Source organism: Bdellovibrio bacteriovorus (genome assembly GCF_025558485.1).
Lineage (GTDB): Bacteria > Bdellovibrionota > Bdellovibrionia > Bdellovibrionales > Bdellovibrionaceae > Bdellovibrio > Bdellovibrio bacteriovorus_G.
In genome coordinates this window covers 1173986-1198588 of sequence record NZ_CP102930.1, presented here as the reverse complement: position 1 = coordinate 1198588, position 24603 = coordinate 1173986, and the positions used below count along the sequence as shown (strand labels likewise).

The following is a 24603-nucleotide window of genomic DNA, read 5'->3' as shown; positions in this document are numbered from 1 at the left end:
GCCGCACGCGCTGTAGAGCCCGTAGTGACGATATCATCGACAAATATCCAGAGGACCTCTGACCAGTCCTCAGCCACGACTGTATTTTTTTCAACCAGTTCCATCTCTATTAAAGCCCTCTCCCCTCGGGATGATCCTCTTTGCGAAGTCCGGGACACCTTTCTTAGGCAGGGGAGAAACTCCGCCCCGCAGTGGCGAGCCAGGGCCTGAGCAAAGATATATGCATGATCCGGCCCGCCCTTTTTGGAGGGCGCCGGAACCAGCCGTAAACGGCGTCCGGCAGACAACTGCGACACATGCTTCTGCGTAAAACAACGGGCATAGAAATCCCAGGCAAAGGCTGATCGTGCCCCCTTCAGGTTCAAAATCAAAACGGATAACAAATCACTTTCCCCCGGCCTCCACCGAAACAAAGAGCGCCGGCGTTTCGTGGCATTCAGACCGCCGGAGGTTTGATAAGATTGCAGGGCCCGGTGGCAAGGTACACAAAGCAGGCCTTCTTTAGCCTGCAAAGATCCGCAATGCAGACAGGCGGCAAGCTGGAATCGCATTAGTTTCAACAAGCTTCTCATGCCCGTGCGTCACTGCAAAATCTTTGACAGCCTATTTTCTCAAGCCTAGAAACATAGCAAGTGAGGGGAATATGAAATCGCTTTTCATCTTGTTGTTGGCTTTGACTGCATCCACGACGGCTTTGGCAGGTCTTTCACCTGTTCGTCATTCCAATGAAACTTACGAAGCGGCCAGCAAACGCAGTCGCATGAATCATTCTTACGAGGCCTCTCAGAATTTTTTGGGGCGCGCAACTCCGGAAAAATCCAAAAAGCCGATGGCTGAATTAAATCTTAACGAAATTCCCGACGTCGGATCTTATGCCGATCTTGAGCGTGAGTTTAAGTATGTGCGCGACACCCGTTTCATCACAGATGTGACTCCTTTCGCGCGCCGCCTGACGTGGATGTATCCGGATGACGGCTGCTATGCCCGTGCGGAAATGGCTTCCATCGCCTTGAGTTCTCACAATTTCCCGGCTCCCAAAAAAATCTTTGTTTTCGGCAGCCTAAAAGCTCTGACAAAGAACTCCCCTTACGGCTCTGTTCAATGGTGGTACCATGTGGCCGTGACCTACCGTGTGGGTGATGAGGCCTATATTTTTGATCCCTCCATCGAACCGGCAAAGCCTCTGACTTTGAAAGAATGGAATAAAGCTGTGGGCGGCGAAAACTCTTATGTGAAATACGCCATCTGCTCTAACAAAACGTATGATCCGGGCTCCGACTGCGCAGCTCCCCGTGGCCTGCCAACCGAAGAAGCCATCAGCGAGCAGAAAAGTTTCCTAAGTCCGGAATGGTCCCGCCTGCTGGATTTGCACAGAAGTCCGGAAAAAGAGCTGGGTGACAATCCACCCTGGCTGAATTAGTTCCTAGATATTGTGATACGGAATTTTCTTGATAATCGTAAAGGCCCGGTAGATTTGCTCCAAGCTCATCGCCTGGGCCATCAGGTGATTCATCACCATCGGCGATAACGCCACCTTCAGATCCGCTCTTTTCCGAACGTCTTCATTCACCCCAAAAGCCCCGCCGATAATAAAAATAGCGCGCTTCTTGGAGCTTCCCAGAATGTTTTCGACTTTTTTTGAAAATTGAATCGAATCCAGAATCGATCCGCGCTCATCGAACAGAACCACATAGTCGTCAGGATTGATATTTTTAAGGATTAATTCAGATTCTTCATTGCGCTTGAAGTCCGCGTCTTCGCGCGCGGACTTCCTGGCTTTTAAGGACTGGATATCAAAGGGAATAAAGAAGGAGATCTTCTTTTTGTACAACTCGCTGACCTCGTCTGCCCAGGCTTCTTTGGCCGTGGCGAGGTTGTACAAGATGAACCTCATGGTTACTTTTCGCCCTTACCAACGTAAGGATCTTTCAAACCCATGTCTTTGCCTTCTCTCCACAGGTTTTCCAGACTGTATTCCTGACGAACGAAATCGTAGAATACGTGGATGATCAAAGAACCGTAATCGACCAGAACCCAACGGCCCTCGTCCACACCCTCAATGCTCTGTGGGTGAACGTTGTATTCCTCTTTCACCGCCGTCACGATATTTTCCGCCATCGCAGCTGCGTGACGAGTGGATGTACCGGACGCAATCAAAGTGTATTCACTTGGAGCTGACATTTGCGTCAGGTCAAAGCCACGAACGTTGATACCTTTTTTTGCAAAAAGAACATCTGCGCAGAACGCTGTGAATTTCTGGTAGTCACCGATACGGTCACCCAGATTTCTGTAAAGCTTGTGTTCTTTAATGTAGGATTCAACTGCCAGCGGAAGATATTTTTCCACTGGTTTTCCGGAACGAAGCCATTTGCGAACTTCACTGGAAGACACTTCCACATCGCGCAAAGTGATAAACTGGATGTTGCGACCTGTGTTCAACTCGATAAAGTTGAAATCAAATTCCGCCACCAACGGCTTCAGGAAACCTGGCATTTCCTCCAAAGATTCCGGAATGTCGTAACCCGGACGTGTCGTCACGATCAGATTCGCCTCAGTCAGGATCTTTTGATAGTCCTTCCACTGCGCAAGTTCTTCAAATTTATCCGCACCAACAACCAAATAAAGATCATTGGCATCGTATTGTTTGCGAAGATTCAAAATCGTGTCCACTGTGTAGCTCATGCCACCACGGGTGATTTCCTGATCATCAACAAAGTAAGTGTCACCGTATTGAGAGAACGCCAGACGCGTCAGCTCCACACGCTGCTCAGGAGTAGGCCCTTCAACCGGAGTTTTCAGAGGATTCTGAGCTGCAGGGACGATGTGAACTTTACCCAAACCGGCTTTTTTCGCCACCGTCTGAATGGCATTGATATGACCCATATGCGGAGGGTTGAAACTGCCTCCGAAAATACCTATTTTCATTACTGTTCCTCTTTATCTTCTTCCAAAATCTGACGAGCCAGTTCTTGCACGAACTCTTTGATGTTCTTGCCGGTAACAGCAGAAATCGCGTAGGGTTCAGAGCCTGAAGCTTCTTTAAACTTCTTTTTCAGCTTCATCAGTTCGGTTTCACTTAAAGTATCGATCTTATTCAGAACCACAAACTGAGGACGCGTGGAAAGAGGGAAGAAACCCTCTTTGTCCTTGCTGTTTTCATCGTACATTTTAAGTTCGTTATTAATATCTGCAAAATCCTCTAAAGGATCACGTCCTGACATCCCTGAAGCATCAATCAAATGGATGAACAAACGCGTGCGTTCAATGTGTTTTAAGAACTGGATGCCAAGACCCACACCTGCGTGTGCGCCCTTCACAAGGCCCGGAATATCCGCAACGACAAATGTGGAATAATCACCCGCTTTAACGACGCCCAGATTTGGTGTCAGTGTGGTGAATGGATAATCCGCGATCTTTGGTTTTGCCGCAGAAATACGGGAAATCAAAGTGGACTTGCCTGCATTCGGGAAACCCACGATGCCGACATCTGCAATCAGTTTCAGCTCAAGTTTAACTTCGACTTCTTCACCGTCTTCACCCGGTTGTGCATAATCAGGTGCCTGATTCACACTGGTTTTGAAGAACTCATTGCCCTTGCCGCCACGACCGCCTTTCAGCAGAACATGCTCATCGATATCTGTCATATCAATGATGATCTCACCTTCCATATTGCGGAAGATGGTGCCTTTGGGAACGATCAATACCAGATCTTCCCCATCATGACCGGCCTTCTGACGACCCATGCCCATGTGACCGTTCGGAGCTGCATATCTTTTGTTGGAGCGAATATCGACCAAAGAATTTATGTGACGAGATGTGCGAATAATAACATCGCCACCTTTACCACCATCACCACCGTCCGGGCCGCCACGAGGCAAACCGGATTCACGGCGGAAACTGACACAACCCGGGCCGCCACGACCCGAAGCTAAGGTAATTCTGACTTCATCGATGAATTTCATAAGTGACCGTTTATACAACAAAAAAGGAGCCATGGAATGGCTCCTCTTTGCATTTTGAAAAAATGTATCGGTACTATCTTACTACTGATTAAACAGCTTTAGGATATACGCTAATTTTGAAACGCTCTTTAGAGAAACGTTCAAACTTAACAAGACCTTCGATTACAGAATAAATCGTGTAGTCGCGACCCATTTTTACGTTGTTACCAAGATGGAATTTAGTTCCACGTTGACGAACGATGATAGTTCCTGGAAGAACTTTTTCGCCGCCGAATCTTTTTACGCCCAGTCGTTTACTCTGTGAATCACGACCGTTCTTTGTACTACCACCGGCCTTCTTACTTGCCATGACGAACCTCTCTTACGAAATAAAATTAATTAAGCTTTCTTAGAAGTTTTTTTAGCTGCTTTTTTCTTCGCGCCAGTTTTAGTCGCTTTTTTCACAGTCTTTTTAACTGCTTTTTTTGCAACTTTCTTTTTCGCTACTTTTTTAGCCGCTTTTTTTACAACTTCTGCAGTCCCTTTGTTCGCTGCGCGCTCTTTACGAGCTGCTACGCGAGCTTGTGCTTTTTCAGCACGTACTGCTTTCACGTCAACCACTTTAGCTGCTTCATCAGTCTTAGCTGTTTTTCCATCGAAGGAAATAGCTTTAACAAATAGTTCTGTGAACTCTTGTTTGTGAGTTGCGAACTTTCTGTAACCTTGACGACGCTTCTTTTTGAAGACGATCTCTTTTCTTGTCTTAGCTTGTTTAGTAACAACAACAGTTACTTTCGCACCTTTAACAAGAGGTTGACCAACAGCAGTGGACTCACCACCAACCATCAAAACTTCGTTGATTTCAAACTCTGCACCAAGTGCTTGTTCAAGTTTATCAACCTGAACTACGTCACCAGCTTGAACTTTATATTGTTTCCCGCCAGTACGAATAATCGCGTACATGTAATACCTCCAGCTACCCGAATTAAGCCAATGGTAAATGCCACTTCGCACTAGGCTTTGTCAACCTAATACATGCTATTTTTTTCAGCTTTTTACGAGAGAAAGAGAGGTTAGCTTTAACCCCCCTTAAATGCAAATATTTTTGGAAAAACTTAGTGAGGTCTAGGCGTCAAATAAAAGCCTATATTTTCAGCATGTTAGGCAAAATCATGGCTTTAAAAGTTCACGCTTCCAGGCGTCACCAAGCTGGAAGCCTTTATTATTAGTGACCGCCTCGATCAGCTTACGGTGATCCTGATAATTCTTTTGAGCTGACTTGCTGCCTGGATTTTTAGCAGCAATAACCCGCAATTCGTTCTTTTCGCGGTTCAAAGCCTCAAAAATATTCTGCGCCTTCACATCACTTCGAGCCGTGGCCTGTTCTGTTTTGATGAAGTATTCCGCAGCCTTATCATATCTTTCCGCCGATGCATTTAGCTTCGCCCCGACCCAATAATCCCGGGACGACTTTGCCGCCTTGGCGTCTGCAATAAACACCTCATAGGAATCAGACGCTTTGCGGTAACTAGCTGTAGCTTCTGGGATATTTCCGGACACACGCAGCTTATCGGCCTCTAAGCGGGCTTTGTTTGCAAAATCACGGGCCGCCTTGGTGTCTGACAGACTCCCCGCCAAACCTTGGCGAAGCAGAGCCTCCCTTTCAGTCGAATTAAACCCCGCCTGTTGCAGGATGCGGGTTTTTTCCGCGATGTCGGTCTTTGAATAGGTGCCATATCCACGCCCTGTTCCAGCAGCCACTTCATGGGCTTGAATCAAGGCCTTTTCCTGTTGATCAGTGAGCTTGCGCCCCAAAGATTTCTCTGCCGCCAGCAAGCGCTCACTATTAGAAAGCTTCGCGGCTTTTGCCAGATCAGCCGCCGATGCCACGGTTCGGGTGGCAACCGCTGCTTTTTCCGCATCTGCAGCAACACCGGCGATTTTCATGATATTGCGGGCCTTGGCAGCTTTCAGCGCAGCCCCAGCAGGCCCCCCGGCAAACGAGGCCACTTCAGCAATGGCTTCGCAGACCATGGCAGCAGCTTCTTTGGAGTTATAGCAGTCTAATTGAATGCCCATCTCTTTCAGACGGGCTTTCGCCATGCCGACCAGATCAATCTTTTGAGCTTTCGGCGCATTCCCCTGCACCCAGTCCATGTATTCTTTTTCGTCGGCCGTGAAGTTAGGATTTTTCAAAGACCGTTTACGCATAACCACGGTCAAAGCTTCATTCTTTTTGCCGACAGATTGCAGATGCAAGATTCCCTTCACCGTTGCACAACTGGCTTTCTTCATAACATCCGGCTTGGGCATGGGAACCTGAAGGATCTTAGGAACAGAACTATTATATTGTTTAAACAGATTTTCTTTCCCACGAGGATCGGCTTCACAAGCGGCATTGGCGGCCTTTTCAGCCTCCATATCCATGACTATTTTAGCGGCCCCTTCACCAATGGCGGTCCCGATGGAAACAAAGCTGTCTTTCACAAATGTCCAACCACCTGTCGCACAGCCGGACGTATAATCCCAGGACGCTTCAAAGGCGCGCGATATGGAGCTCTGATTTGTGCACTTCAGGGCTTTTTCCTCGGGCTTTTCCCCATTGGCGCGCATCTTTTTAAAAAGATCCTGACACTCTTTGGATTGCAAAGTCTGCATGCAAGTATTGCGCGAAATATCTGCCAGAGCCTTCACCTTATGAGGATTAGGATCGCAGACCTGCGCCAAAGCAGAGTATGAAAACAGAATAGAAACGAGAAAAATCAAAAGCTGATTCATACCGAATCTATCGGAACACCGGAACCCCGGCTAAACAGCCCAAGGTCCAGCAATCCCAAAATGTTTCCACAATTCAAACTTTAAACGAAGAAGATTTCGTATTGTTCCAGATGGTAGTTCGGCTCAATTTTGAAGGCGACGGAACGGCCCAGTTTTTTCTCGATGCCTTCCAGCGTTTCACCCTCGACTTCATAGATCCAATCCACCACTTCGCTGTGACAGTGAATGACCACGTTGGTCTTTTTATTGATCAGCATGTCGGCGTCGCGCTCCAGCTCACGGAAGATTTCGTTTGCCACGGTGGACTTGCGTTTGATGTAGCCTTTTCCATCACAGTAAGAACAAGGTTCACACAAAGTTTTGATCAAACTTGGACGGATGCGCTTACGGGTCATTTCCACCAGCCCCAACTGAGACATGGAAACGATGTTCGTGCGGGCACGGTCTTTTTGCAGTTCTTCTGCCAGGGCTTCCAGAACTTTTTCGCGATGGGATTCTTTTTCCATATCGATAAAGTCGATGATGATAATTCCACCGCAGTTACGAATGCGCAACTGGTGTGCTGTCTCGCGAACCGCTTCCAGATTGGTTTTCAGGATGGTGTCTTCCAGATCTTTTTTGCCGACAAATTTTCCGGTGTTCACATCAATGACCACCAAAGCTTCGGCTTCGTCGATGACGATATAACCACCGGACTTCAGCCAGATCTTTCTTTCCATCGAACGGGAAATTTCAATATCAATATCGTACAGATCAAACAGTGGCTTTTTTTCTTCATAAAGCACGATGTTCTGTTTGTACTTGGGCATGAACTGGGACACGAACTTCACAACTTTTTTGTGAATCTCAACGTCATCCACCCACACGCTGGTGACGTCCTCGCTCATCAGATCACGAAGAGCGCGCAGCTCAACATCCAGTTCTGTATGCAGGGCGCCGGGCTGTTTTTTCTTTTCGTAGTTTTTGAAAATTTCTTTACTTAAACGATCCAGATATTCAATGTCGGCTTTCAACATTTCTTCCGAAGCGCCATCACCGGCCGTGCGCACAATCACGCCGCCGGACGGATTGATCTTTTGCACCAGCTTGCGCAGGCGCTCGCGCTCATCTTCATCCTCAATACGACGGGAAATGCCCAAATGGCGCACCGTTGGCAGGAACACCACGAAACGACCTGGCAAAGACAAATGCGTTGTCAAACGTGCCCCTTTGGTGCCAAGCGGGTCCTTGGAAACCTGAACCAGAATGCTTTGGCCTTCTTTGACCAGATCCTGAATCGGGGTTTTACTGGCGTGACTCAAGGGCTTATCGTCATCACCTTCATCCAGTGGTTCTTCGCGATCCACCGCAGACAGGAAGTTGTCATCGACGTCTTCGCGAATATCACCCACATAAAGGAATGCCGCCTTTTCCAGACCAATGTCCACAAAGGCAGCCTGCATCCCTGGAAGCACACGAATCACCGTTCCACGATGAATGGACCCGACCAATGTGGGGGATGTTTTGCGTTCAATCTTCAAATCGGAAAGGATACCGGCATCGACATAGGCGACTCGGGTTTCTTGGGGACGAACATTGATCAGAATTTCAGCGGACACAGTGGCTCCTTTGCCCCAAGAACAGGGCCCGATCTTAGTTCAATAGTCCAGAAACAAGACCGATAGCAAATAATATTTAATATTGAAACATATCTGACCGAAAAGATCACTGAATTAGAGCCCTTAGGGAGAGCACGATGGCAACAATTGATGAACTGTTTAAACTCATGGTCGAACAAGGAGCTTCCGACTTGCACATCACAAGCGGAGCCGCCCCTTATTTGCGCCTGCATGGAAACATGGTTCCATTGAACTATCGCGAACTCACGAACCAAGACGTTCAGGGTTTGCTTTTTGAGATCCTTTCAGAAAAGCAAAAGAAGGCCTTCGTTGAAAAATGGGAGCTGGATTTCGCCTACACACTTCCCGGCACAGGTCGTTTCCGTTGCAATATCTTTATGCAGCGTAAAGGTCTTGGCGCTGTTATGCGTATCATTCCTGAAAAAATCAAAACCGCACAAGAACTGGGTGTTCCACCTTCTGTGATGGACATCATCGATTGCGATCGTGGTCTGATTCTGGTGACGGGTCCTACCGGCTCTGGTAAGTCCACCACTTTGGCAGCGATGATTCACCAGATTAACATGACCCGTGAAGCACACATCATCACGGTGGAAGATCCTATCGAGTTCGTTCACCCGAACTTGAAATCTTTGGTGAATCAGCGTGAGGTCGGAAGTCACACCAAAAGTTTCGCCAATGCCCTTAAAGCGGCCTTGCGTGAAGACCCGGATATCCTGCTGGTGGGTGAGTTGCGTGACTTGGAAACAATCTCTTTAGCCCTGACGGCAGCGGAAACAGGACACATTGTGTTCGGAACCCTGCATACTAACAGTGCTGCCAAAACCATTGACCGTATCATCGACGTTTTCCCTGCGGGACAACAACAGCAGATCCGCACGATGCTGGCCGAATCCCTGCGTGGAGTTGTCGCTCAGACGCTGTTCTCCCGCGCGGACGGACAAGGTCGCGTGGCTGCTTACGAGATCATGAGAAATACCAAGGCGATTTCCAATTTGATTCGTGAAGGTAAGGTCCACCAAATCCCATCTGCGATGCAGACTGGCTCCAGCCAGGGGATGGTGTTGTTCGAAAAATACATTGAAGATCTGGTCCGCAAAGGAAAGGTTTCCGCAGCCGATGCAAAAACCTTCCTGGGTCAGGCTGGTGGCGATACCAGTGTGCAGACAGCCGTTGGTGGCGGAGCTGCCGGCGGTCCGCGCACTAAAGTGGGCTAATCAGACTAAAATTCAAATCCAAAGTTTACTAAAGGAAGAGCCTTGGCGACCGTCGCCGAGGCTCTTCGGTTTTTTTGATCCCATCCCAAATTTTGCGAATACTCATAGCTTGGCGTTGCTGGGCGCGAAGAGTCATAGACCACATACCCTACCCCTGCCACAAAACCCACTAAGGCCCCCAGGCTGATATTGTCGGTGTGTTCTTCAGGACTGCCATAGAAAGACAATGTACTTAAGCCCAAGATCGCTCCGCCCAGGCTGGCAAACAGGACCGCTGCTGTATTTCGTTTAAAAGTTCTGTCGGCTTGCGCAAAGGACGCCGAGGAAGTGAAAATCAATAAAGCTGCCAGTAAAAACGAGGTCCACTTCTGTGGTGTCATGATTGCCTCCTGCAATGAACTGAGATACTTTTGCTATTTAAACATTTTTGAGGTGCCCCGTGCAACTAAGTCGTTATATTGACCACACTCTTTTAAAGCCCGAAGCTCAGCTGGCGCAGATCGAAAAACTTTGTGCCGAAGCCACTGAGCACTCTTTTTTCAGTGTCTGCGTGAACACTTCTTACGTAAAGGCCTGCGCTGATCTTCTAAAAGATTCTTCCGTGAAAGTCTGCTGTGTTGTCGGCTTCCCTTTGGGGGCGATGGACACCGAAAGCAAAGCGGCGGAAACAACCACAGCTATTCGCAATGGCGCGCAGGAAATCGACATGGTTATTCAAATCGGCGCCCTGAAAGACCGTCGCCTGGATTATGTTCGCGACGACATCAAGGCCGTGGTGCGGGCAGCACAAGGTCACACTGTCAAAGTCATCATCGAAACTTCTTTGCTGAATAATGACGACAAAGTTCTGGCGTGCAAAGCCGCGCTGGAGGCCGGGGCTCATTTTGTTAAAACCTCCACCGGATTTGGTGGCGGTGGTGCAACGGTGGATGATGTGAAACTGATGAAGTCCGTCGTGGGCAATCAGATGGAAGTGAAAGCTTCCGGCGGCATCAAGGATGCCCAACAGGCAAATGCAATGATCGAAGCTGGAGCCACCCGCCTTGGCACAAGCTCGGGAATCACAATTATTCAAGGCGGCTCTGCACAAGGTGGTTACTAATGTCCTTTCTTCCTGCTGAAATCATCAAAGCCAAACGCAACGGCCAAGAACTAAAGTACGACGAAATCAATGAATTTATCCTGGGCTATGCTCGTGGTCATATTCCTGATTACCAGATGTCGGCTCTTTTGATGGCGATTTTTTTCCGTGGCATGACGACGGAAGAAACTCTTTCTCTGACCAAAGCCATGCTTCATTCCGGCGAGGTTGTGGATTTTTCTTCCGTGAAAGAATTCAAAGTGGATAAACACTCCACCGGCGGGGTGGGTGACAAAACCAGTTTGATTCTAGGTCCTATCGTGGCGGCGGCCGGTATTCCGGTTCCCATGATTTCCGGTCGTGGTTTGGGTCATACCGGCGGAACTTTGGATAAGCTGGAAGCTATTCCCGGCTTCAACACACAGAAATCTTTGCCGGAATTTATCGAATTGGTTCACAAGCACAAGATCTGCTTCATCGGTCAGACGAAAGAGATCTGCCCTGCGGATAAAAAAATCTATGCTCTTCGTGATGTGACAGCCACAGTGGAAAGCCTGCCGCTGATCTGCGCTTCCATCATGTCAAAAAAAATGGCTGAAGGGATTGATGGCCTGGTACTGGATGTGAAATACGGTTCCGGTGCCTTCATGAAAACACCTGCTTTGGCGGAAGAGCTGGCTTTGAATCTGATGGCCATTGCCAAAGGTTACGGCAAAAAGGTCACCGCTTTACTGACAAATATGGATCAGCCACTGGGACGCTTCGCCGGAAATTCACTGGAAGTGGACGAGTGCGTTGCCATCATGAAGAATGAAAAATTCATCGGCCCTGCGGGCTATGATCTTTACGAAGACACTCGTGAGTTGAGCTTGCGACTTTCCGCGCACATGCTGTTACTGGCAGGCGTGGGCAAGAACGAGGAAGAGTCTTACAAAATTGCCACAGACATGTTGGTATCTGGTAAAGCCATGGCGAAGTTTGAAGAACTTTGCTCCATTCACGGTGGAAATTTGAATGCGTTGCCAAAACCAAAACATTCCATTGCAGTGACTTCTGAAAAAGCAGGCTGGGTCAGTGGCTTCCACACTGAAAGCATTGGTGTTGCGGGCATTCTTATCAAGGCCGGTCGTGCACAGACGACAGACATCATTGCACCAACTGCGGGTATCGAGTTCCACGTGAAAGTTGGTGATGAAGTGAAGGTCGGCGACACGGTCTTTACATTGCATGGCGACGACAAAGATTTGCTTCAATCCGCTCTGCCTATGCTTCGTTCAGCAATGACAATTTCCTTGCAAAAGGTGACAAAGCCTAGTTTGATACTCAAAACTTTGAGCTAATGCTCTAAGAGTTGAAAAGGGGATGCAGTTTGGTACTCAATAAGCTTCAAGAATCCATGGCCTTTATCCGGACAAAGACTTCGGCAAAACCGAAAGTTGGTGTCGTATTGGGTTCCGGTCTTGGCGCTTTTGTGAAGGAAGTGGAAGTTGAAACAACCATTCCGTACAAAGACATCCCTCACTTCTCCCCGCCCACAGTTGAAGGTCATTCTGGAAATTTGATTTTCGGTAAAGTCGGTGGTCAGCAGATTGCTATTCTTCAGGGGCGCAATCACTACTACGAAGGGCACAGCATGGAAAGTGTTGTGTTCCCGACCAGAACCCTGGCGGTGCTGGGTGTGGAAACTTTGATCCTGACAAACTCTGCCGGTGGTTTCGGTGAAAACATGCAGGCCGGTGATTTCATGATCATCGAAGATCACATCAACTTGATGGGCACAAACCCGTTGATGGGTCCTAACATCAAAGAGCTGGGACCTCGCTTCCCGGATATGACTGAAGCTTACGACAAACGCTTAATCCAAACGATGGAAGAAGTGTTGATGAAGCAAGGCACTCGCTTCCACAAAGGTGTTTACTGTGGCGTGAGTGGTCCTACCTATGAAACTCCTGCGGAAGTTCGTTATCTGAAACTTATTGGTGGCAAAGCTGTTGGCATGAGCACGGTTCCAGAAACCATCGCAGCCAATCACTTGGGTCTGCGTGTGGCGGCTCTTTCCTGCATCACGAATTTGGCTGCCGGAATTTCTGCTCAGAAGCTTTCCCACGACGAAGTGACAGAAACAGCCAAGCAAGTAGAGTTGCAATTCTCCTCGTTTTTGCGTGAGTTCATCGCTCACATCTAATGGATTGGACCTGATTAAAAGGTCCAGTCTAGTTTCGAATTTTTAGCCTCAAAATAAGACATATAATGACCGAAGAGCTAACCGGTCGGGCCTTTGATATGCGTCCCATTGATGGGACCTATACGGCCCGCACAGGGAGTGAACATGGATGTTCAGAAAATTCTCTCGGCGGTCGCTTGCGTCTTTGTATTAGCAGCTTGTAGCAAAAAATCCGCTGAATCCGTCTTTCCAGAAAATGGCGCCCTTGATTCAAGTGCCTGTCGGGGCCAAGCCATTGAAAATAAATTCATCGTCCAATGGGAGGACGGAAGTTTCACAACAGAAACCGCCGCCAACGCGGATGAATTCAAAGAGACTTTTATTAAGCCTCAACTCGATAACATCAGACACGTGGACTACGACCGCGTGATTCAACTGCAAACCTCCAACGAGGTGCGCACAACAGCCTTTACCGACAGTTGGGGACAGGAACGCATTGGCGCGCCTTCGGTGTGGAGTCAGGGCATCTATGGTCAGGGCGTGAAAGTCGCCGTGGTGGACGCTTACGTGGATGTCAGCCATCCGCAACTGCTACCTCGTATCGCCGTGAATGCCGGGGAAATTCCAAATAACGGCAAAGATGATGATGGTAATGGTCTTATTGATGACTACTATGGTGCTTCGTTTGTTTCCCAACCAGGCAGCAACCAAACACCAAGTTCGCATGGATCTCACGTTGCCGGAATTATCGCCGCAGACTCGCGTTACGGCAGTGTTGAGGGTGTGGCTCCGCAGGCACAGATTATTCCCGCGCAGTTTATTTCCAATGATGGTGGCGGCTCTTTGGGCGACGCTGTACTGGCTTTGCAATATTCCGCCAAGCGTGGTGCGAAGGTCATCAACGCCAGCTGGGGTGGGGCTCCATGTGTTGCCTCCCTTCGCAATGCCTTTAGCGAATTACAGCGTCAGGGTATTCTGGTTGTGGTTGCCGCAGGCAATGACGGGCGCGATGTCGATGTTTATCCCGAATTCCCGGCTTCCTTTAACATGTCCAATCAGATCACCGTGGCCGCGGCTTCGGTCAGTGATTTCATGACCTCTTGGTCCAATCGCGGGTTTAATCTGGTTCACGTGGCAGCACCGGGCGAAAGAATTTTAAGCACGGTCCCTGGAAATTCGATCGCATATATGGAAGGAACAAGTATGGCCGCTCCGTTTGTCAGCGGGACTGCCGCCCTGCTTTGGAGTGCCAAACCCGAAGCCACCGCAAGCCAAATTAAAGAGGCCATTTTGCGGTCGGTGGACGTCGAAGCCGGACACGAATTTAAAGTAAATACTCGAGGCCGCATCAACGTCGAAAAGGCCCTGACCACCCTTCGCCAGTTAGTTCCATAAATTCAATAAGATAGATCAAATCATGCGGAGCGTAAACAGTGCGCTCCGCGTCCTAGTTTTAAGATGATTCTTTAGACTCTCATGCTAGATTGATTCCCTGTTTTTTGAGGATGGTTCCTCATAAAGAAAAGGAATTGTATGAGCACAGAAGTTTCATCTGGCATTCAAGCTCGCTTGGCTGATCTTGAAAAAAGAAACGAAGCCGCAATGGCTGGTGGTGGCGCTGCTCGCGTTGCCAAACACAAACAAGGCGGACGTCTGACAGCGCGTGAGCGCGTAGATGTTTTGTTAGACCCGGGCAGCTTTGTTGAAATGGATCGTTTTGTTTCTCACCGTTGCACAAACTTCGGCATGGATAAAACTGTTGTTCCTGGTGATGGTGTCATCACGGGTTACGGTCGCATCAATGGTAAGCTGGTTTATTTGTCCTCTCAGGATTTCACTGTCATCGGTGGATCCATGTCCCGCACTCAGGCCAACAAGATCTGCAAAGTGATGGATCTGGCGATGAAAAACGGGGCGCCTTTTATTTCTATCAATGACTCTGGTGGCGCGCGTATTCAGGAGGGTATCGAATCCCTGGGTGGATATGCCGACATCTTCACTCGCAACACCATGGCATCCGGCCTGATCCCGCAGATCACAGCTATCATGGGCCCATGCGCGGGTGGTGCGGTCTATTCCCCGTCCATCACAGACTTCGTGTTCATGGTGAAAAACACCTCTTACATGTTCGTGACCGGTCCTGATGTTATCAAGACAGTGACTCACGAAGATGTGACCAAAGAAGATCTGGGTGGTGCAACAACCCATTCTGCAAAATCCGGCGTGGCACACTTCGCAGCTGAAGACGACAAGCATTGCTTGCTGCTAATTCGCGAAATGATGAACTTCCTGCCTTCCAACAATCTGGATGATGCTCCAATTCTTCCAACCAACGATCGTCCTGACCGTTTGACAGAAGCCTTGAACACATTAATCCCGGAAAATCCAAAGAAGCCTTACGACATGATCTCTGTCGTTACAGAGTGCGTGGATGAAGGTTACTTCCTGGAAGTGCACAAACACTTTGCTCAGAATCTGATCGTGGGCTTTGCTCGCTTCAATGGTCGTCCGGTGGGTATCGTGGCAAACCAGCCCAACATCCTTGCGGGCTGCCTGAACATCGAGGCTTCCCGCAAAGGTGCTCGTTTCATCCGTTTCTGTGACGCCTTCAACATCCCGGTTGTTTCCTTCGTGGACGTTCCGGGCTTCCTGCCAGGAAAAGATCAGGAATGGAATGGCATTATCACTCACGGCGCGAAACTACTTTACGCCTATGCTGAGGCAACGGTGCCTAAGATCACTGTTATCACTCGTAAAGCTTACGGCGGCGCTTACATCGTTATGGGCTCCAAGCTTCTGCGTTCTGACGTGAATCTGGCTTACCCTTCTGCAGAAATCGCAGTGATGGGTGCTGATGGTGCGGTTAGCATCATCTTCCGTGAGGAAATCAATAAAGCCAAAGATCCGGCCGCTGAACGTGCCCGCCTGACGGCAGAGTACGAGGCAAAATTCGGCAATCCATATGTGTCTGCCGAACTGGGCTACACAGATGAGGTTATCGAGCCTGCATTGACTCGTAAGCGCATCATCGACTCTTTGGAAATGTTGAAGCATAAACGTGATATTACTCCGGCTAAAAAGCACGGAAACATCCCTCTGTAGGAGCGAACATGGCATTGTTTAAAAAAATCCTGATCGCCAACCGTGGGGAAATCGCCATTCGTATCACTCGAGCTTGTCGTGAGCTGGGTATTGCGTCTGTGGCTGTGTTTTCCGATGCGGACCGCGACAGCTTGCACGTATTCCTGGCTGATGAGGCCTATCACATTGGTCCATCCCCATCCCGTGAAAGTTATCTGAACTACAACAAGATCATCGAAGTCTGTAAAAAAGCCGGTGTGGACGCCGTTCACCCGGGTTACGGCTTCCTGTCTGAAAACACTGTGTTTGCCAAAGCATTGAAAGATGCAGGCATCACCTTCATCGGCCCGACAGTGGCCAATATCGAGTCCATGGGGGATAAACTTTCCGCCAAGGCCCTGATGAAAAAAGCGGGTGTGCCGACAGTTCCAGGTTCTGATGGCGGAGTTGAATCCGTTGAAGAAGCGCAGAGGATCGCAGAAAAAATCGGTCTGCCAATCATCATCAAAGCCTCTGCAGGCGGCGGTGGTAAAGGAATGCGCGTGGTTCGCCAGATGGACGAACTGGAAAGTGCTTTCCGGGCGTGCCGTTCTGAGGGTCAGAACTATTTTGCTGATCCAACAGTATATATCGAAAAATTCATCAACGATCCAAAACACATCGAGATTCAGGTCTTCGGCGACACCCACAATAACCACGTTCACTTGTTTGAACGTGAGTGCTCTGTTCAGCGTCGTCACCAAAAAATCATCGAGGAATGTCCGTCCCCATCTGTACCTCACGAAGTACGCTTGCGCATGGGCGAAGCCGCTGTTCGCGCAGCCAAACAGATCAATTACGTGGGCGCAGGAACGATTGAGTTTATCTTCGATAACGCCACCAAGGAATTCTACTTCATGGAGATGAACACACGTCTTCAGGTGGAACACCCGATCACAGAAATCGTGACCGGCTTTGACCTGGTGAAAGAGCAGATCCATGTGGCTGCTGGCAAACCGTTGAGCTTCAAACAGGAAGACATCAAGCAAAAAGGTCATGCCATCGAAGCCCGTATTTGTGCGGAAGATCCTATCACCTACAAACCACACCCGGGTGTGATTCGCGCCTGCCGCCACCCGCAAGGGCCGTTCATGCGTGTGGATTCTTACGCATACCCTGGTTACGAAGTGCCTATCTTCTACGACCCAATGATTGCCAAAGTGATCACCTGGGGTGAAACACGCGAAGAGGCCATCGACAGAATGCAACGTGCGCTAAGTGAGTTCGTGCTGACCGGTATTAAAACCAATATCGTTCTTCACAAGACCATTTTGGATCATGCGAAATTCCGCGATGGTTCTTACACGACTCAGTTCATTGAAAAGAACTTTGAAGTTATTGAGCCAAATCTTTTCAAGGAAGTTGAAGACCCTGTATTCCTGATCGCCGCGGCTATTACAGCTTACAACGATCGCAAATCCAAAGACGTTCGCCAGCTGAACCTGACTTCCAACTGGAAGCGTGTCAGCCGCAAACTTCAATTGAGGACGTAACATGTACTTTGAGGCAGAACTTAAAGATAAAAAATTTAAAGTCGATGTGACCGAGCACCGCACCACCTGGAAGGTTTCCGTTCAGGAAGAGGGCAAAGACTGGATTCACTACGATATTTCCAAAAACGACTACAAACAGGCTGAGCAATACATCAGCTTCCTGTTTGGCGGTAAATCCTATCTGATCGACGTGATCGGACAGGATACAGAGTACACGGTATTTACCCGTAACTCATTCCGCACCATCAAGGTCTTCAATGATGAAATGCTTTTGCATGAATCCCTGAAAAAAGGTGGCGGTTTCGGTGGTGATAACGAACTGAAGTCCGGTATGCCAGGCAAGATCATCGAAATCTTCGCCAAAGAAGGCGAGATCGTAAAAGCCAACAAGCCGCTTTTGATTATGGAAGCGATGAAAATGGAAAACGAAATGCGCGCGACTCGTGATGTGAAAATCAAAGAGATCCGCATAAAACAGGGTGACTCTGTCGAATCTGGCGCCGTTCTAATTAAGTTTGAAGAACCTTAATAGGTCTTGAATCTCCAAAAAGAAAAAACCCGCATCCTTCACTGGTGCGGGTTTTTTTGTGTCCTTTTAAAATCGACTATCTTGTGCCTGGGGTGGAAGTTTCCTTGCCCTTTGGGGCTTTGTTAGCTGGCGCTCCACCCACTATTCCACCCGTCGGCATTCCGCCCATCATTGCGCCGTACATACCAATACCACCACCATACATGCCCATGCCCCAAGGGCCCATACCTTGGGCAGCATCGTCCATGCTCGCGCACAGAGAAACTGCGGCTCCGATATTAAAGGCGCTGATCGTTGCAGCCTGTTTGGTCTTAGCATCCGGAGCTTCCCCCGCTGCACCGAAGGCACCGTAGATACCCGATGCCGACAAAGTTTTACCTTCTTTTTTCAGTTCGCTATTTCTTTGCTCATGAAGACCTTGGGCCATTACAATCATATTTCCGCATTGAGCAGCATTCTGGCTTCCCATTTTGGAAATCATGGGCTTCAACTTGTCACAGAAGGCTTTATCATAAGTGACTTTGCCTTCAGCTTTGGCATTTTCGTCTTTCATTTCATAATAAAGATTCTGGTTCACTTCACAGGAGTCTCCGTTATATGTGAACGTCGATTCTGTTCCTTTAACCAGCGGATACGACCCTTTGAACTCTTTGCCAAATTCTGACTTTCTGAACTTGTCACGATTCATGATCTGCATTTTCAGATTCATGTCTTTGTTCACGGACACCACTCGTCCGGCAGAGTCACGCTTGATATAGATGGTTCTTCTTTCCGTTTCATAAACAGGCTTGCCGTCTTTGAAGGCGGTCATCACCTTGGCTTTATAAGTGATCGCCTCAACACCATCTTTTGTGCTGCGGGAAACGATTTTATTCTGATCCACCACCTGAGTTTTTCCATCGTTGTCGATAGAGAATGCCACTCCATCCGGGTCCATTCCATAACCCATATCCATCGTCGCATGGTTGATCTGATTGGCGCAGGCATATTGTTTTATCGCCTTATCCATGTCCGTCGCTGCCTGCGCAGATAAAGCCAGTCCCATCCCACAAAGAAGCACAAGATACTTCATAGTTCCTCCCAAATAAGTTCCGATTTTTTATGTATCGATGTTTGCAGAATATAGTGGAACATCCGCAAAAGATATGAGAGGACTTCAAATACTAGCCTAAAGATCTAAAGGTTGTGTTTGGGAACGAATAGAAACTATTCGCGTTCGTTGATGGCGTAAGCTTCTTCGCGCTTCTTTTCAAAGACTCCAACAATCAGAACTGCGGCTTCAAACAAAAGCCACATCGGCGTCAGCATCATCACCATGCTCAGCAGATCCGGAGGAGTGATCACAGCTGCAATCACTGCGATTGTCATAATGGCATAACGGCGATTCTTGCGCAGGAAGGCCTGACTGACAACTCCCATCATACCAAGAACGATGATCACCAATGGCAGCTCAAAGGCCACCCCGAACATCAGACACATCTGAGTAAAGAAGCCCATGTACTGATCAATGGAAATCATGGGCTTGTCGATGTCACCACCGAAAGTCATCAGGAACTGAAAGGCCATCGGCAAAGCGATCCAATAAGAAAACGCCGCACCCAGAACAAACAAGCCGGTTCCGGAGATGATAAAGCCCATCGTATATTTACGCTCTTTCGCATAAAGACCGGGAGCTATAAATTTCCAAATCTGATAAAGCCAGAACGGACAGGACAGCAAAATACCGCAGACAAAAGCCAGCTTTAAGTGCGCAATGAATTTATCCAGAGGACCGGTGTAGATCAAACCACCACCCGGCAGATAAGGGCGAATCGGCTCTCGGACAAAATCAAAGATCTTTTCACTGAAGCCATAGCAAATGCCCGTGGCGATCAACAGAATCCAGACACAATTGATCAGCATCTTTCTTAGATCAGCAAGATGCTCGTACAAGGACTGGGCTTTGGAGTCGAGTTCTTCGCGCTTCATTGGTCTTTTTGCTCTTCGGACTTGGCATCAGCCTGCGGAAATTCCAATTGCTCCGGATTTTCAGCTGTTGTGGCAGCATCAGAAGCAGGAGTCGCCGTGTCTTGTGGTGCAGAATTGTTGTTGTGATTAGGATTGCGGATGGTCTGATTAAGGTCGAATTTATCCATACGCACCTGTTGTTTCAGTTCATCACCCAAAACATTGGTGCTGCGCTTGAGTTCGTTCAGAAAACGACCCAATGTTCTTGCAAGCTCGGGAAGTTCCTTGGGCCCGATCACAATCAGGGCAAGAACCGCAAGAAAGATAATTTCAGACATACCTAGGCCAAACATGGCGCCAGAATAGTGGAATCAGCTCTGCTTGCCAAGCTTTACTTGATCCTGAGGAAGAGTCAAAACACCCATTTCCACCAGCTTCTCGCGAGCCAGCTCCGAGCCTGTGCGCATATAACGCTCATAGAGCCTCAGAATGCTCTCATCGCTTTTCACAAAGGAATGATGGCTGATGTAGGTCAGGACATCCACGAACTCCAAAAACCGCTCGGAGAACACTCCATACACCCGGGCCAGAGTGTCCTCGCGGGTGCAATGGGCCAATGATGCATAGGCAGCTCCGCCGATTTCCGCATAGTAATCCACATCCACAATCTTGCGCGACAGGGAGTCCCCGAAAAAGCCACTGATATACAGGGTTCGGTCTCCGAGTTTTCTCAGCATTTCCGCACGCACCACACTGTCAGCATTTTGTGCCGTCAGATACATTTCCGCCAAAGTCGTTGGATTTTTCTGACCACCCTCGGTCGCATAGCCGGGATCAAAAAGATTGCGCGCATCCAGATAGTGCTGCAACAAATTTACAAGATAGGTTTCAACCAAAGGATACGTCTGAACCTTGCGTTGGGATAGTCCCTTCTGAACAAGTTCCTGAAAGTAGCCCTCGGGGCTTACAAAAAGCTCAACTGTCGAGGTCGTCGAACGCTTTTCCCGCATACTTATAGTCTAACAAATTTCAGTTGGCTTCCGGTTAGTTGTTTTTATGAAAGCTGGTCAAAAGTCTCATACTGAGACGCAAAGAAAGGCGTCCGCTTTGCATTTACCTAACGGCAGAAGAATTTTCATGGAGAGTTCGCGTGTATTGGAGCTGGCTGAAAAAAGTATTGGCACTGGCAGGCATTTTTGCGCCCATTCAGGCGGTCGCCATTCTGTGCGGACCTGTGTTTTCCATGGAATATGGCGCTCATGGGCGCGTGGAAATCAAACCCTCCGCCCAGCACGGGCCGAAGGCCACTGAATATGCCAAAATCCTCGAGCACGTCGATGGACTTCTGGGGCCCCTGTCCCCCGCCACCAGCAGCGTTGTCAGCGTGGACAATATTTTTATCTTCTCTGTTTTTGATCCGACCACCTTCCGCATTTCTGTCGGCCTGCGCCCAGCGCGCATGGGCGCCAAACACCCCGCGCACAATTTCACAACCCTGATCCATGAATATGGCCATGCTGTTTTTGAAACCAATATGCTTCTGCGAAACAAAAGCTTCCAAAAACTTTTTGCTGATTTTTCAGCCCTGGAAAAAAGTTCCGAACTCATGGACCTTTCCTCTCACAAACTCACACCGTACTGGAATCTGAGGGGCGCATTTCACGAACTGTTTGCCGATGTCGTGACCTTGGCAGCCACTAAAGACCCCAAGGCCCTGCACAATGTTCTTCGTGATTCCCGCGAAAGCTATGACAAGATTTCAGAATTGCTGTTAAGAGATTTTTCCGACGGCCGCCACGGCGAAGCCCGCCGTCTTTGGAAAAATGCATACCAGCAGCGCGTGATCGAAGAGGGGGACATTTACTTCGCCCTTCTGCCTGCCCGTTGGGAAATCTGGAAGCTTGCGCGCAATCATATCAAAAGTGAAAACTATCAAAGAAATCTGATTCCCGCTGTTTATGAAGTACTGGAAAAGCACTATATGCAGATACTTGAATCCGGCAACCCGCAGGAACTTGGCCGCAGCGGATTTGATAATATTGAAGTGATAAATCAAAGACTGATCGAGGACCTGCAAAAGGCCCTCGATTAGAAAACTTATTTTTCAACGTCTCTTGGACCAACCAAACTTGTCACCGTTGGTTGAGAGAAGATTTTCTGCGCCAGCTTCTGCACATCTTCGGCAGTCACCGCAAAATACTTACCCGCGACATCCAGACTTTCACGATAATCCAGACCGTAAATATCATCGAACAGGATGGCGTTGCCAATAGTACCTTTGCGCTGAAGTTCAATGTCGTGGCGACCAATCAGATATCTCTGCGCACGCACCAGCTCATCCGCAGGAACCAGCGTCGTGGCCAGCTTGCTAAATTCCTCTTTCAGCATCTGGATGGCTTTTTCAGCTTTTTCCGGGGAACATCCAATATATCCACCGAAATATCCACACTCAATGCCTTCCATGTGCATAGGCGACACCGAATAAGCCAAAGAATTTTTATCGCGAAGTTCCAGGAACAGTCTTCCACCCTGACCACTTAAGACCGACTGAATGATTTCCATTGTATAACGTTCGGGACTTGAAAGTGTCAGCCCTTGGTAACCCACAATGATATGGCTCTGTTCTTTTTTGAGCTCGCGATAAAGATGTTTGGAATCCTTGATCACCGGTGCGGCAAAATGATTTTTTACACGCTCCCCTTTGGGAAGTTCTTTGGTGATCTGATTGAGCGTCTTCACCCATTTTTTTGTATCCACATCGCCGACAACCGCAAAAGTCAGGTTCTTGGCATTGGCAATTTTGTTATAATATCCACGCAAGGATTCTGCCGTCACGGCGTTGACGCTGGCCTCACTTCCCACCAGATCGCGGGCGTAGGGATGACCCTTAAAGATTTCCTGCATAAAGGCAAGAATACACAGCTGCGCCGGGTTGTCGTTGCGGGCTTTGATCTGATTTTTCAGAACCACTTTTTCGCGTTCCAGAATAATTTCCGGGAACTGCGGTGCCAACAATGAGTCCGCATAGATTTCCAGCATCTTGTCTTCAAACGGTGACAGATAGTCCATGGAAAGACCCGCCGAGTTTCTGCCGCCAAAGGCACCAATACCTGCCGCCAGTTCATCCACGCGCAGATTGATGTCGTCTTCAGAGAAGTTTTTAGAACCCGACAGCCAATTGCGGGCAAAGAGCTCCGTCAAACCATTCTGACCCTCTTCCTCTACACGCGCCCCGCCCAGGAAGGCGGCTTTCATCGCCACATAAGGCGTGTCACTTTGTTCGCGAATCAAAAGCGTCGCTCCGGAATCCAAAACAATGCGTTCTGTTTTCGGCGCCTTGCCACCAGCTCCCACATTGATATTGAATTTCTTAGCCACAAACTTCGCAGGCTTTTGCTTGCTGATTTTGGATTCTTTCAGGGCTTTTTTCAAATCTTTGGCAAAGGCTTTCAGAATGCGCTCGGCATTCTTTTTACCCATATTGGTCATCATCGACAGACCAAAGGTTTCCGCCTTCAGATATTTTCTGGCAATTTTCAGAATATCTTCCGGCTTCAGGGCATAGACCTGCTTCATGTATTTTTTGTAGTAGTCATGGTCACCATAATAGAACTCATTGCTTCCGGCCTTGCGGGCAATGTTATCCACGGTTTCCATCGAATAGACTTCGTGGCTGGCAAAGTTGGTCATGGCTTTTTGCATTTCAGCCACTGATGGTGGTTCGCTCACCATACGCACCAGCTCGGGAATCAAAGCGGCCAGTGCGCGGGTCAGATTCTCTTTCTCCAACCCCAAGGAAACGGCAAACAGGCCATCATCCTGCATGGAATACGCAAAAGAGCCCACAGAATTTGTCAGCGGTTCTTTAATACGCAAGGTCTGCATCAGACGACAGGAGTCCCCTTGCCCCAGAATCGCCGACATCACTTCCAGCGCAGCAATGTCCTTGTGTTTGACGTTCGGGATACGCCAGGTCAGGTAAGCGGTGGTCTGTTCAAATTTGGCCTGTTCCACTTTAATGCGGATATTTTTTTGTGCCGGTTCTTTTTTGCGTGCAACTTTGCGCAGCTTGAAGGGCTCAAAGCCCCCGAACATTTTCTGCACGCGATTTTTCATGTCTTTGGAATCAAAGTCACCGGATACCACCAGGAACATATTGGAAGGCACATAACGGGACTGATAGAATTCACGGATTGTTTTAGCAGAAACTTTCTTAACGACTTTGTCGTAACCGATCACCGGAATTCCGTAGGGGCTTTTCTGGAAGACATTGGTGAACAGCAACTGGCTGGCTCGGCGACCGGGGCTATCCTGTCCGCGTTTGATTTCTTCGATAACGACTTCGCGTTCGTTGTCGATTTCCTGCGGATCAAAGGTCGGATAACCCATCATTTCACTGATCACGTCCAGCGCCACATCCGAGAACTGCTGGGAAATGGTTACATAAAACACCGTCTGGTCAAAAGAGGTATAGGCATTCAGCTCTCCGCCGGAGCCTTCCACCGTGGCGGCGATCTCGCCCACCTTGTATTTGCGGGTGCCCTTAAAGACCAGATGCTCGATAAAGTGAGAAATCCCCTCTTCGCCTTTTTTTTCATCGGCAGAGCCTGTTTTCACCCACATTTGCACTGAGACCACTGGAGATTTATGACTTTCCAGGAAAAGGACCTTCAGACCGTTTTTTAGTTGAAATTTCTTAGACATACTCTACATA

General features: G+C 48.6%; 23 protein-coding genes. 10 read left to right on the top strand and 13 right to left on the bottom strand.

The features are described from left to right. Nucleotides 1-643 precede the first annotated feature (643 nt). Nucleotides 644-1420 carry a protein-glutamine glutaminase family protein gene (locus EZJ49_RS06015; protein ID WP_262555219.1) on the top strand — a complete coding sequence of 259 codons (777 nt, stop codon included), beginning with the start codon at nt 644-646 and terminating at the stop codon, nt 1418-1420. A 3-nt stretch (nt 1421-1423) separates the two neighbouring features. On the opposite strand, the gene EZJ49_RS06010 is transcribed toward EZJ49_RS06015, so the two are convergent. From EZJ49_RS06010 to EZJ49_RS05980, 7 genes are all read right to left on the bottom strand, one after another. Further along, complete coding sequence (locus tag EZJ49_RS06010; protein ID WP_262555218.1) at nt 1424-1894, bottom strand: 23S rRNA (pseudouridine(1915)-N(3))-methyltransferase RlmH; 471 nt, start codon at nt 1892-1894, stop codon at nt 1424-1426. Between the two features lie 2 nt (nt 1895-1896). Beyond that, entirely contained in the window at nt 1897-2925 is a 1029-nt protein-coding gene (gene nadD, locus EZJ49_RS06005; RefSeq protein WP_262555217.1) for a nicotinate (nicotinamide) nucleotide adenylyltransferase, read from the bottom strand. Further along, nucleotides 2925-3962, bottom strand: coding sequence for a GTPase ObgE (obgE, locus tag EZJ49_RS06000; protein ID WP_262555216.1), 1038 nt, complete (start codon nt 3960-3962; stop codon nt 2925-2927). The genes nadD and obgE overlap by 1 nt, the downstream gene beginning before the upstream one ends. 88 nt (nt 3963-4050) lie before the next feature. Continuing rightward, the gene (rpmA, locus tag EZJ49_RS05995) at nt 4051-4311 is read right to left on the bottom strand and encodes a 50S ribosomal protein L27 (protein ID WP_063205653.1); all 261 of its coding nucleotides are present in this window, start codon (nt 4309-4311) and stop codon (nt 4051-4053) included. A 29-nt stretch (nt 4312-4340) separates the two neighbouring features. Then, complete coding sequence (rplU, locus tag EZJ49_RS05990) at nt 4341-4904, bottom strand: 50S ribosomal protein L21 (protein WP_262555214.1); 564 nt, start codon at nt 4902-4904, stop codon at nt 4341-4343. A 207-nt stretch (nt 4905-5111) separates the two neighbouring features. Further along, nucleotides 5112-6719, bottom strand: a complete 1608-nt coding sequence (locus EZJ49_RS05985; protein ID WP_262555212.1) for a hypothetical protein — start codon at nt 6717-6719, stop codon at nt 5112-5114. An 80-nt stretch (nt 6720-6799) separates the two neighbouring features. Next, nucleotides 6800-8317 carry a ribonuclease E/G gene (locus EZJ49_RS05980; protein WP_262555210.1) on the bottom strand — a complete coding sequence of 506 codons (1518 nt, stop codon included), beginning with the start codon at nt 8315-8317 and terminating at the stop codon, nt 6800-6802. 137 nt (nt 8318-8454) lie between these two features. Between EZJ49_RS05980 and EZJ49_RS05975 the strand changes: the two genes are divergently transcribed. Then, nucleotides 8455-9555: a type IV pilus twitching motility protein PilT gene (locus EZJ49_RS05975; RefSeq protein WP_262555209.1), complete on the top strand. Its 1101-nt coding sequence runs from the start codon at nt 8455-8457 to the stop codon at nt 9553-9555. Between the two features lie 5 nt (nt 9556-9560). Here the strand turns inward: EZJ49_RS05975 and EZJ49_RS05970 are convergent, their stop codons facing one another. After that, on the bottom strand, nt 9561-9935 hold the full coding sequence (locus EZJ49_RS05970; RefSeq protein ID WP_262555208.1) for a hypothetical protein: 375 nt from the start codon (nt 9933-9935) through the stop codon (nt 9561-9563). 59 nt (nt 9936-9994) lie between these two features. On the opposite strand from EZJ49_RS05970, the gene deoC reads away from it, so the two are divergent. From deoC to EZJ49_RS05935, 7 genes are all read left to right on the top strand, one after another. Next, complete coding sequence (gene deoC / locus EZJ49_RS05965) at nt 9995-10657, top strand: deoxyribose-phosphate aldolase (RefSeq protein WP_262555207.1); 663 nt, start codon at nt 9995-9997, stop codon at nt 10655-10657. Further along, nucleotides 10657-11976, top strand: coding sequence for a thymidine phosphorylase (locus tag EZJ49_RS05960; protein ID WP_262555206.1), 1320 nt, complete (start codon nt 10657-10659; stop codon nt 11974-11976). The genes deoC and EZJ49_RS05960 overlap by 1 nt, the downstream gene beginning before the upstream one ends. A gap of 29 nt (nt 11977-12005) precedes the next feature. Beyond that, a complete protein-coding gene (locus tag EZJ49_RS05955; RefSeq protein ID WP_262555205.1) occupies nt 12006-12821 on the top strand; it encodes a purine-nucleoside phosphorylase in 816 nt (271 codons plus the stop codon). Between the two features lie 144 nt (nt 12822-12965). Further along, nucleotides 12966-14195 carry a S8 family peptidase gene (locus EZJ49_RS05950; protein ID WP_262555204.1) on the top strand — a complete coding sequence of 410 codons (1230 nt, stop codon included), beginning with the start codon at nt 12966-12968 and terminating at the stop codon, nt 14193-14195. Nucleotides 14196-14333: 138 nt separating this feature from the next. Next, nucleotides 14334-15902 carry an acyl-CoA carboxylase subunit beta gene (locus EZJ49_RS05945; RefSeq protein WP_262555203.1) on the top strand — a complete coding sequence of 523 codons (1569 nt, stop codon included), beginning with the start codon at nt 14334-14336 and terminating at the stop codon, nt 15900-15902. A 14-nt stretch (nt 15903-15916) separates the two neighbouring features. Beyond that, nucleotides 15917-17413, top strand: coding sequence for an acetyl-CoA carboxylase biotin carboxylase subunit (gene accC / locus EZJ49_RS05940; RefSeq protein ID WP_410468760.1), 1497 nt, complete (start codon nt 15917-15919; stop codon nt 17411-17413). Nucleotide 17414: 1 nt separating this feature from the next. After that, nucleotides 17415-17942 carry an acetyl-CoA carboxylase biotin carboxyl carrier protein subunit gene (locus tag EZJ49_RS05935; RefSeq protein ID WP_262555201.1) on the top strand — a complete coding sequence of 176 codons (528 nt, stop codon included), beginning with the start codon at nt 17415-17417 and terminating at the stop codon, nt 17940-17942. A 76-nt stretch (nt 17943-18018) separates the two neighbouring features. Here EZJ49_RS05935 and EZJ49_RS05930 read toward each other — a convergent pair whose 3' ends face one another. The 4 genes from EZJ49_RS05930 to EZJ49_RS05915 all read right to left on the bottom strand — a co-directional run bounded on the left by EZJ49_RS05930 (nt 18019) and on the right by EZJ49_RS05915 (nt 20899). Then, nucleotides 18019-19014, bottom strand: coding sequence for a hypothetical protein (locus EZJ49_RS05930; protein ID WP_262555200.1), 996 nt, complete (start codon nt 19012-19014; stop codon nt 18019-18021). A gap of 134 nt (nt 19015-19148) precedes the next feature. Continuing rightward, a complete protein-coding gene (gene tatC, locus EZJ49_RS05925) occupies nt 19149-19910 on the bottom strand; it encodes a twin-arginine translocase subunit TatC (RefSeq protein WP_262555199.1) in 762 nt (253 codons plus the stop codon). Continuing rightward, nucleotides 19907-20227: a twin-arginine translocase TatA/TatE family subunit gene (locus EZJ49_RS05920; protein WP_262555198.1), complete on the bottom strand. Its 321-nt coding sequence runs from the start codon at nt 20225-20227 to the stop codon at nt 19907-19909. The genes tatC and EZJ49_RS05920 overlap by 4 nt, the downstream gene beginning before the upstream one ends. Before the next feature lie 33 nt (nt 20228-20260). Then, on the bottom strand, nt 20261-20899 hold the full coding sequence (locus EZJ49_RS05915; RefSeq protein WP_262555197.1) for a hypothetical protein: 639 nt from the start codon (nt 20897-20899) through the stop codon (nt 20261-20263). Nucleotides 20900-21039: 140 nt separating this feature from the next. On the opposite strand from EZJ49_RS05915, the gene EZJ49_RS05910 reads away from it, so the two are divergent. Beyond that, on the top strand, nt 21040-21981 hold the full coding sequence (locus EZJ49_RS05910) for a hypothetical protein (RefSeq protein WP_262555196.1): 942 nt from the start codon (nt 21040-21042) through the stop codon (nt 21979-21981). A gap of 5 nt (nt 21982-21986) precedes the next feature. Here the strand turns inward: EZJ49_RS05910 and EZJ49_RS05905 are convergent, their stop codons facing one another. Continuing rightward, on the bottom strand, nt 21987-24593 hold the full coding sequence (locus EZJ49_RS05905) for a M16 family metallopeptidase (protein WP_262555195.1): 2607 nt from the start codon (nt 24591-24593) through the stop codon (nt 21987-21989). Between the last annotated feature and the right edge of the window lie 10 nt (nt 24594-24603).

What these genes read in the sequence shown, in the direction of transcription:
- EZJ49_RS06015 (WP_262555219.1), top strand. Translation starts at nt 644, where the DNA reads ATGAAATCGCTTTTCATCTTGTTGTTGGCTTTGACTGCATCCACGACG.
- EZJ49_RS06010 (WP_262555218.1), bottom strand. Translation starts at nt 1,894, where the DNA reads ATGAGGTTCATCTTGTACAACCTCGCCACGGCCAAAGAAGCCTGGGCA.
- nadD (WP_262555217.1), bottom strand. Translation starts at nt 2,925, where the DNA reads ATGAAAATAGGTATTTTCGGAGGCAGTTTCAACCCTCCGCATATGGGT.
- obgE (WP_262555216.1), bottom strand. Translation starts at nt 3,962, where the DNA reads ATGAAATTCATCGATGAAGTCAGAATTACCTTAGCTTCGGGTCGTGGC.
- rpmA (WP_063205653.1), bottom strand. Translation starts at nt 4,311, where the DNA reads ATGGCAAGTAAGAAGGCCGGTGGTAGTACAAAGAACGGTCGTGATTCA.
- rplU (WP_262555214.1), bottom strand. Translation starts at nt 4,904, where the DNA reads ATGTACGCGATTATTCGTACTGGCGGGAAACAATATAAAGTTCAAGCT.
- EZJ49_RS05985 (WP_262555212.1), bottom strand. Translation starts at nt 6,719, where the DNA reads ATGAATCAGCTTTTGATTTTTCTCGTTTCTATTCTGTTTTCATACTCT.
- EZJ49_RS05975 (WP_262555209.1), top strand. Translation starts at nt 8,455, where the DNA reads ATGGCAACAATTGATGAACTGTTTAAACTCATGGTCGAACAAGGAGCT.
- EZJ49_RS05970 (WP_262555208.1), bottom strand. Translation starts at nt 9,935, where the DNA reads ATGACACCACAGAAGTGGACCTCGTTTTTACTGGCAGCTTTATTGATT.
- EZJ49_RS05960 (WP_262555206.1), top strand. Translation starts at nt 10,657, where the DNA reads ATGTCCTTTCTTCCTGCTGAAATCATCAAAGCCAAACGCAACGGCCAA.
- EZJ49_RS05950 (WP_262555204.1), top strand. Translation starts at nt 12,966, where the DNA reads ATGGATGTTCAGAAAATTCTCTCGGCGGTCGCTTGCGTCTTTGTATTA.
- EZJ49_RS05945 (WP_262555203.1), top strand. Translation starts at nt 14,334, where the DNA reads ATGAGCACAGAAGTTTCATCTGGCATTCAAGCTCGCTTGGCTGATCTT.
- EZJ49_RS05935 (WP_262555201.1), top strand. Translation starts at nt 17,415, where the DNA reads ATGTACTTTGAGGCAGAACTTAAAGATAAAAAATTTAAAGTCGATGTG.
- EZJ49_RS05930 (WP_262555200.1), bottom strand. Translation starts at nt 19,014, where the DNA reads ATGAAGTATCTTGTGCTTCTTTGTGGGATGGGACTGGCTTTATCTGCG.
- tatC (WP_262555199.1), bottom strand. Translation starts at nt 19,910, where the DNA reads ATGAAGCGCGAAGAACTCGACTCCAAAGCCCAGTCCTTGTACGAGCAT.
- EZJ49_RS05920 (WP_262555198.1), bottom strand. Translation starts at nt 20,227, where the DNA reads ATGTCTGAAATTATCTTTCTTGCGGTTCTTGCCCTGATTGTGATCGGG.
- EZJ49_RS05915 (WP_262555197.1), bottom strand. Translation starts at nt 20,899, where the DNA reads ATGCGGGAAAAGCGTTCGACGACCTCGACAGTTGAGCTTTTTGTAAGC.
- EZJ49_RS05905 (WP_262555195.1), bottom strand. Translation starts at nt 24,593, where the DNA reads ATGTCTAAGAAATTTCAACTAAAAAACGGTCTGAAGGTCCTTTTCCTG.